This window comes from Paludibacter sp., assembly GCF_009712605.1.
In the GTDB taxonomy this organism is placed as follows: Bacteria; Bacteroidota; Bacteroidia; order Bacteroidales; family Paludibacteraceae; genus Microbacter.
The window spans coordinates 518,486-527,666 of record NZ_WASO01000015.1; the positions used below are offsets into that span (position 1 = coordinate 518,486).

At 45.7% G+C, this 9,181-nt stretch carries 5 protein-coding genes; all 5 read right to left on the reverse strand.

Annotated features, from left to right (window positions below; genetic code table 11):
• Positions 1-271: 271 nt before the first annotated feature.
• The gene (locus tag F8N35_RS14520) at positions 272-1,078 is read right to left on the reverse strand and encodes a hypothetical protein (protein WP_293054562.1); all 807 of its coding nucleotides are present in this window, start codon (positions 1,076-1,078) and stop codon (positions 272-274) included.
• Positions 1,079-1,319: 241 nt separating this feature from the next.
• On the reverse strand, positions 1,320-4,004 hold the full coding sequence (locus F8N35_RS14525) for a trehalase family glycosidase (RefSeq protein WP_293054565.1): 2,685 nt from the start codon (positions 4,002-4,004) through the stop codon (positions 1,320-1,322).
• Positions 4,005-4,034: 30 nt separating this feature from the next.
• Positions 4,035-6,548, reverse strand: a complete 2,514-nt coding sequence (locus F8N35_RS14530; protein WP_293054567.1) for a glycoside hydrolase family 31 protein — start codon at positions 6,546-6,548, stop codon at positions 4,035-4,037.
• Positions 6,549-6,567: 19 nt separating this feature from the next.
• A complete protein-coding gene (locus F8N35_RS14535) occupies positions 6,568-8,322 on the reverse strand; it encodes a glycoside hydrolase family 66 protein (protein WP_293054569.1) in 1,755 nt (584 codons plus the stop codon).
• A 380-nt stretch (positions 8,323-8,702) separates the two neighbouring features.
• Positions 8,703-9,181, reverse strand: a 479-nt coding sequence (locus F8N35_RS14540; protein ID WP_293054570.1) for a SusF/SusE family outer membrane protein, incomplete at its 5' end; no start/stop codon positions are given.

Sequence of the window (9,181 nt, forward strand, 5' to 3'; positions counted from 1 at the left end):
ACATTATAACGATTAAGTGTATATAAATTTCAACTGCAGACCTCTCCTCTCGACGACTGCGTGTCAGAGTCAGACATTTATCGTCTGACCCAACCTCCTCCCCCAAGGGGAGGAGGAGTCAGGCAGTGAAATATTCAGGATGAATTCATTTTGCAGATTTTTCCCCTCTCTTCGGGAGAGGGGCTAGGGGAGAGGTCAAATGCAAAAATTAAGCAATGAATTAATCGGTATAATCTCTACTATTTCCAATGCAATGAGAGAATTGTACAGTTCAAAGCGATAGGCGAAGTCTCAAACCTAGCATTTTTTCAGTGTGATTAAGGGAGCGAAAGGTAAATTTAGGCGAAATCCCAAGTTGGGACTCTTTTCCTAAGTTCCAGCTTAACATTCCATTGGGGTGCCTTTTGTTTATTTTGGAGGCTGATATCGGCGCATCGATCAGAGAAGCCAGATAGTTTAAAGAGAAAACCAAAGCGCTGATGCCACCTATGAAAAATTCCGTGAAAGGTTCGTCTTTTCGGGACATGGAGATAGCACAATAGGTTACCACAGCCAGAGATCCTCCACCTATTGAGCTGAATATTATTCCCTTCGTTTTTTGTCCGTTGTAGAACTGTCCAAGACCGGGAAAAAATAGTGAATTGACAAAGGCAACCCCCGGCTTTTTTGCCAGCAGTGGCTTGTTGCTGTAGCGGATTGTTTGGATTTCATCATAGGAATAATATTGTTTAATACCATTTGCAGTTTCAATAGTTATGGATTTGTTTGGAATACTCTGAAGAAATCGACCCTTGATTTGCACTCCATTTTTTAATGTTATAGAAACGGATTGAACTCTGTTTTCGATAGAGTCGGGTACTACTTTTTGAATTTCGGTGTAAGTAAAGACGAACACCTTGCCATCTGCATTTTTAAGTCGTACCAATTCATTAGGTGTGTTTTCTGTGATTTCTCCTTTTACAACTCTTCCATCTTTCAAATAGATGTGATAAAACTCATTCGATTGAGCAATCAGCTGATAATTTGCTACGAGAAAGAAGCTGATATACAGTATGAAGTGAGTTTTTGTCCGTTCCATAACACATTCTGTTTTATGAGGGTTGCCTTTTGCTTTGGTGAGGTGCGCGGAATGCAAAAACAAATTTAATGACAGATGGAAAAATGTGTGTGCCGGACGTCAATTTTAACATGCTAATTATGAATTATAAAAAATGAATAGCCAATGGTGTATGTGCTTGTTTTGGAGGTGCAAAAAAACAAAGGCTGACTTCTATGGGATTTAGAAGTTAGCCTTTGTGCGTGAGCCATAAGATGATATTTTACGGATGGAGATAGCAAAGCGACATTGAATCGAGCATTGCCTGATTGATATCGCCGTTCATGTTTTCATTCTGAGGCTCGAAAGCCAGTGTCAACAGGTGATGTCCTTTGGTGAGTTTTATCAGAATAGAGTTAGTCTCTCCCCAGTTCGACCACTCGTTGGTACCGCGTTGTGGCAGGATAATGGTTCCGGCAAAGGTTCCATCCACGTTGAAAGTGCGAATAGCGCATTTGTTTTCGGTGTTTACCGGACCGTTGCCGTTGGCATACCGAATAGCGACCGAATACGTGCCGGGCACATCAATCTCAACGGGAATCGTTATTGAACGGTTGGCTGTTTTACTGATCTCTACAAAACCGCTTCCTCTATAGTTTTTATAATCGTAAGAAGCTTTCGGTGCAAATTCTTCCATTTCAAAGGTTCGTTGCCATTGCTTGGCTATAACAGTTACCGGCTCGGAAGCAAAAGACGAAACACCATTAAGGTCTACTGCCATTACCTGGTATTCGGTCAGTGTTCCCGATGAAACTTTCAGTTTGTTGGCTGTCGTGTTCAGATATTTTTTCCCGTTTTTCAATACGATATACGATTTCGCATTCCCGATTTTATTCCATGAAAGATGTCCATTGATATATTTTACAATAGGTGTCTCGGGGGTAATGTAATTGGGCTGTTTGTTGATGGCTGAAGCTGGAAAAGCCGTGTTGTTCAATACAATTCGTATGGAATGAGTACCGCTTAGCGAAGCAGGAATAGCTGCCGCCGAAATTAATTTTCCATCGAGTTCAAAGCTTCGAATTACATTGCCAAAACCTGTCATTTCTATGTTCAGAGTTGCATTCCGGTATTTAAAACCGTTTAGAGAACGTGCTCCTTGTAATGCTTTGGGAACAAACGGATGAAAGAGTAGGCTATCGGTTTTAAATTCGATTCCGAACAGAATTTTGTGCACTAAGGCCAGATTTCCCGAAAGGCTCCAGAGCATATTGCTTGAGTTGATTTGCGTGCCGGCAAAATCGCCGGTTGAAGCCACTAAATTTTCTTTGTTTGTAAGAAAAAGCGCTGCCGGACGGTAGACGGCAGCAATGGCTTCGAGTACCGAACGTTCGTTGCCAGCTTTTGCCGAAGCCAAGCCCCAGTAAGTTTCCACAAACGGCCAAACGGCATTGTTGTGGTAGGGCGGAATGTCCGGAATTTGGGGATAGATGCAGGAAATGCCATAATCCATCACGGGAACGTTTTCGACAATGCTTTTTTGTTGTTTTTCGTCAGCAATGCCAAACCATACGCAGAGTGCCTCTCCCAAAGCTTCTGCGCGTGGCGAAAGTGACCGAAAGTTCCGTCCGTACAAATACTGGCCGTAATAACCTTTGTCGGCCATCCAAAGGTGAGAGTTGATTCCTTGTTTGATTTTTGCTGCAATCTGTTCGTATTTGGTTGCTGTTGCCGGGTCATTGAGCAGTGATGCCATTTGTGACAGAATTTTGATTACTTGATAATGAACGGCGTTGGTTCCTAAATTTTCCGACTCGTAAATATCGGCAGGTTGCATCCAGCGTGGGTAAGTCTGTTCGCGCCAGTCAAGAAAAGAAGATTCACCCCGCATCAGTCCGGTGGCCGGATCGTAAATATTCTTCAGGTCGTCTTCCACCGAATTGCGGACAATTTTGTACGCTTGTTGTAGCCATTCCCGGTCGCCGGTGACTTTGTAGAGTTCCCAGGCTGCGATGGCCCAGACAATGCGGTCGGACGAAGCCGGGTAAGCGCCTCCGGTGCCGGTATCCTGAATGATACGGTCGTTCTTTACTTTGCGCAATAGACTGTATTCTGCTACCCAGGGTTGCAAATGCGCCATCGAAAGAATAATGCTATAGCTGATGTCACGAGTCCATACGCCGGCCCATTCTTTACCGGTACGGAAGGTGCTGTCGGGTTCCACTGCCTTAATCATTTCTTCTGTTGCCAGATTGTAGAGAGCATCCAAAATTGGATAATCAGATTTGTATTGCGGGAAAGCGGTAATGTCGCGGGAGAGTTTCCACTCTGCGGCGGTGTGTTTTTCGTCGCTCTGCTTATTCATCACAAGGGTTGTCTCATAAATACCATCGCCATCCGGATCTTTCAGTTCCAGTTCCGGATGATTTCTGAGGTTATTGAAGTCCCAGATCAGCGGGGCGGCACTTCCGGCAATGTAAACTCCTTTGAAGTCGGCTTTGTCAAGTCGTTCTCCGTTGTATAGAATATAAAAACCCTTTTCGTTGAACGCTTTGATAACTTCACGCATATCGAGACGGATTGTCCAACGGGTGTTGGAGGGCAGATTGACACCGGGAACCGTCGGACGTGTGCCGGTGTATTGTTTTCCAAATTGCACGTTGGTAACGCATTCCCCGTTTACAGGTTGTAGTGTTACATGATGGTCATTCCCCGAAACCATCTCGTTGTCCCTTGAATTGATGCTGAACTTGAAGCTCAGGGTGGGTGTGTACCTGTCTGCATCCGGACTTCTGTAGTCGGAGGTCACAGACGTGGACGAGAGAGCCGTAGCCTTGTAATTTCCTTGCCGGACTTCATTGCTGAAAATGCTGAATGTCTTCGATTGATATACAGGTTGCCTTTGTTGTGCCATGCAGGTAACGGACAGGCAACTGAATGCTATTATTTGGGTTAGTAAAAGCCTCATTTTATCTACGTTTATTCTGGTTTTTCAGCATTAATTTTTGATTTCAATACTGGTGATTCCTTCATTATTTTGCCATTTAATCAGGCAAATACCTGTTTTTTTGTCCCAACTCCATACTGCTTTGTCGGAAAGAGATTCCCAACTGCTTGCCAGTTTCTCCGGTGCAAGTTGTTTCAGTTTCGTGGCGTTCATCACCATCTCTTTGGGAGCTTGTTTTATGCGGATTTTAATACCGGAATTGCGTTTGGAAGCGGCCTGAAATCCGTTTTGGCTGCTACACGTAAGTTGAATGGAATAACCATCTTTGGTGGTAAGGCATTTTACGTCTGTGCGGGCACAAATATCTTTCTTATAGTCATTCGATTCTCCGTCGTCTTCATAAAGAGAGAAAGCGGCAGCACGGCCTTCCGAAGCAGGATAAATATCGAACCACACGGGGGCATTTTTCTTTTCGCCGATATATTGCATGACAGGCATTTGCGGGACGATCGATCCTTTCTTGACAAACATCGGGATTGTGCCAAGAGTCACAGGACAGGTGATCCATTGCTTGCCTTTGTACACGGTAGAGCCATCGTTGAAGTCGATCCATTCTCCCTGAGGTAAGTAAACCTGTCGTTCCGAAGCCTCTTTCTCCACTACAGGAGCTACCAACAACTCCTTGCCAAACAGAAATTGCGTGTTGAGTTTGAACGTTTCTGCATCGTCAGGATACTCCAGCAACAGGGCGCGTATCAGCGGTAGTCCTGTATCGTACGCTTCGCGGGCATACGAGTAGATGTATGGATGCAGTACATATTTCAGGTTGATTGCTTCGCGGCAGAGGTTTTCGGCTGCAGAACCGAATGTCCAGGGTTCGGCTGCGTTATTGCCTTCGTGATGGGCACGGCTAAGCGGATTGAATATTCCGAACTGCATCCAACGAACGTAGAGTTCGGCCATGGCGTCACGATCTTTTATGTCGCCGCAATAACCCGAAATGTCGGTCGTCCAGAATGGGATCAATCCCATGCCTGCCGATTGTGCCAACGATACCTGTGCTGCAAGCTTGTTCCATCCGTTCAGTACATCGTTGCCATCACCCGAATCGCCCGACCAGGCAAAAGTATAACGTTGCATGCCTGCAAAAGAAGCCCTGGTCATCTGAAAAACGCGTTTGTTCGGATTCCTCTTTTCAAATTGCTCGGTAACAGCTTTGTCCCAGGTCAGACCGTAAACATTGTGGATTTCATCGTGCATTCCGAGTTGATGTTTCATAAACAGACGGTCGGCTTCCTCTTCGTTGCTCCAGGCGGGCTCTCCCATGTCGGTCCAGAATCCCTTTACGCCGTCGTCCAGCACTTTTTGCTGATATTTTCCCCACCAGTCGGCTGCTGCAGGTTTTGTGAAATCGACCACTCCGCAGTTTCCGCCCCATGGCCAAGGCATATCGTAGCTTTTGCCGGTACGGATATCCTTGACGAAATAGCCCAGCGAATCGGCTTCGTGCCACTGCTTTTTATTTTCCTGCGAAATAACGGGGTCTTGCGATACAATCATCTTAAAGCCTTGTGCTGCCAAATCGGCCACCATTTGGCGTGGATTACGGTAATTTTCTTTACGCCATTCAAAGTTTTGCAAATATTGCGTCCAGCCGATATCCTGATAAATAAGATCACAGGGTATACGGCGTTTGCGGAATTCGGAAGCTACATCGCGTGCCAGTTGCTCGTTGGTATAAAGTCCGCGGCATTGCGAAAATCCCAGTGCCCATTCCGGAGGCATAATCGGTTTGCCGGTTAGTTGGGTATAACGGTTGATGATTTGTTTGTAGGACGGACCGAAAATGAAATAGTAAACCATAGCGCCTGCAGGAGCCTCAAAAGAGTAGTAATCGTTTGATGTTGCCCCGAAATTAAACGAACTTTTGTAGGTGTTGTCGAAGAAAATGCCGTATCCGAAATTGCTCATAAAAAACGGAATGCTCTTATAAAGAGGATCTTCATCGATCGCATAGCAGGGCTTATCGCTGTTCCACATCCGGAAGGTTTTCCCACGACGATCCAGCCCTCCGTTTTTTTCACCGAGGCCGAAGAAATGTTCATCGGGGCGGAGGGTTTTCAATGTAGCCTGATGTTGTCCCTCTTTGACCAGTCCCTTTCCCTGAAAATCTTCCAGCAACAATTTCTGGTATTTGTCGAAAATGCGTATCTGAAACGGATTTTTATTGATCCGGATAATCAGTTCGCTGGTATAGATTTCATAGCTCCCGGGTTGTTCCGACACAGATACGGTGGGATGGCTGTCGATATTCTCGTTGATGACGGCAAACGACTCGTTGTTGCGACGAAAATCTCCCTGCTGATACCAGAAGCGGACGATGCCGGAACTGCACAGCTTGAGCGAAACGTTTATGTCGTTTTCGCAATGGAAGATGGCTTGCGATCCCGTAATTTCATATCCGAGGCATTTGCCCGGTGTCACCGCTTCCTGACTGGCTGGAGTAGCAAGAGCCAGATTGAACGAAGATAAAACATTGATAATTAGAAATATGTATTTTTTCATGTGTTTAAAAATAGACTTGTTAATATTCAACTACAATCATGTCCCAGTATTGCAGGCTTGGCAATGTAAACGAGACGGTTGATCCGGTTTGAGTATAATTGAGTTGGGTGGGGGTGCCGTAATTTATATCAGGGGAGGCAGTCCATATTTTTCTGACTGTTTTAGAAGATGTGAACGACAGAGCGGCTCCTTCTACGATTGCCGGGACGGCCTGATTGCCGGAATTGTCTCTCCATGCTAAAGAGGAGGCGTTGGTAAAATTGATCAGGTGAATGACCTGTCGGTTGGTCATCTCTTTGCCGACGGCAGCGACATTGCCTGTTTGCGGCGGCCACTGGTTGATTTGCAATTTGTTATTGCTGCACGAGATGGCCGGTGTATTGAACGAACCTCCGTCGCGCAAGAGGTTTTGGTAGGCTACCATAAAATCGTAGTAACAGAAGAGGGCATTCCGCAAATCTCCCTTCATCTGGAGGTTGCTGTTAGGGAAATATTCTTTACAAAGCATGTGCTCTCCCAATTCAAGGTGTGCTCCACCGAATGCAAAAATCACGGCATCGGTCAGCAATACGCCTGCCGTATTGAAAGATCCGCTGGAATTGGCCAAGTCGTAATCCATATAGGCCGCCAAAACAGTTTTCTTTGTGCTGTTGCAATACGAATCGTTGTTGTTGATGATGGTTGCCAGGTCTTTGTAGCCGTCGTTGGGACTCCACACTTCGGTATACAGAAAGTCGACCGGTGTGGTGGCAATATTCTGTTGTCCGAACTGGTTGACAGCATTCATTACCAATCGTTTGTCGTTTTTGGACGTTTTCATGGCATTGATAAAACTACCATAGGCCGACGGCAGATTGACCGTTTGTCCCGAATAGTTGTACACCGTGCCCCAGTCACCTAATTGGTCGATGTGAAATCCGTCGAATCCCAGGGCTGTATAAACATCCTGATTTCGCGAAGCCAGATATTGTTGCCAGTTACTATTGGATGGATCCATCAGCCAGATGCTGCTTTTGAACATGGATGAGGGTAGATCGAATTTTGCCATGGTGGAATGGCTGGCATCTTTGTACAAGCGCCATTGATCCTGAACTCCGTCGGATGCTGCGTCACTCAGAGCACCATAGGCCAGGTTGTAAAACATCGCCTTCATATTGCAGTTGTGAGCCGCATCGATGTATCCTTTGACCGTCGTAAAATAGGTATTGCGATTGGCAATGTCGGTCCATACCGCCGACGGATTGGCCGGAGTCCCTGATAGCGGCATGTGGTGCTTGTATTGCCAGTCGTAGAACTGAAGCCCGTTGATATGATAACGGTTTAATTCGTTGATGTAGTAATTGATGGCGATCGATGTCATTTGCGGATAAGCCGACAGGAAACCGTAACGGGGAAACCGGGCCCAATCGGACGAAACATCCACGGCAATACTTCCGTAGATGACCTCTTTCCCGTCAACGGTGTTGTACACGTCTGCCAGATAACCCGTAAAGTCGGTGGATGGAGGTGTCCAACTCCAACTGGTGCCGGAAATGTTGTTTTCCGAGAGGACATCATTGAAATGACGGTACCTGACTTTTGTGACCGATGGTACCGTTTTATCGATTGTAAAAGTAACGGTTTGTCCGGGTTGATAGGCCGCTTTGTCCGTCGAAATAGAAACACTGGACACATTGTTGATTACCGGCGTTGCTGGTTCGTTATCTCCTGTTTTGCAGGATGATACTAAGCAGAGCATTGCGACAGTCAGTAGGACACTTTGAATTCTTATCATACAAGAATGGTTCGGGTGAAAATTAACGTTGAACGGATCTAAAGAATTTAAAGAATAGACATTATATCGATTAGGTGTATATAAATCGCAATTGTAGACCTCTCCTCTCACGACGACTTCGTGTCGGAGTCAGATATTTATCGTCTGACCCAACCTCCTCCTCCCTTTGGGGGAGGAGGAGTCAGGCAGTGAAATATTCAGAATCAATTCATTTTGCAGATTTTTCCCCTCTCTTCGGGAGAGGGGCTGGGGGAGAGGTCAAATGCGAAAATTAAGGAATGAATTAATCGGTATAATGTCTAATTACTTCTTTAGATAGAAAAATCTATTTAGGGTAGCCCCGGAAAATGGCGGAGCTACCCTGAAATACAACTCAATACCTATTGTTTTGTAATACTAATGGTTAAATTGGCAACATCGGCTTTTATCTGGTAATTGCCGGCAGATACGATATTCCATTTGTTGTCATCCGAAGCGCCTCCTTTGTGCAGATACATTTGTGTATCGTCCGTTCTCATGTACATGTCCTGACCCCAGTCGGTATTCCGGTTGACGGGAAACTTAAACTCTCCGGCAACCATCGGACCAGAATAAACGAAGACACATCCATCCGTGGCATCTTCCGTCATGGCAACGGCATTGGAAATATCCCATCCGATCGGAGTAGCGCTACCAACCATAAACAGTTGTAGGCGGTTGATTGAAATGGCGTTGGTGAGCAGGTTCAGCGTAATGGTGTAGTATCCTCTCTTGGCGATTGTCCATTTGTTGTCGTCAGAAGCGCCGCCGTGATGCAGGTACATGTGTGTATCGTCCGTTCTCATGTACATATCCTGTCCCCAGTCCGAATTCCGATTAA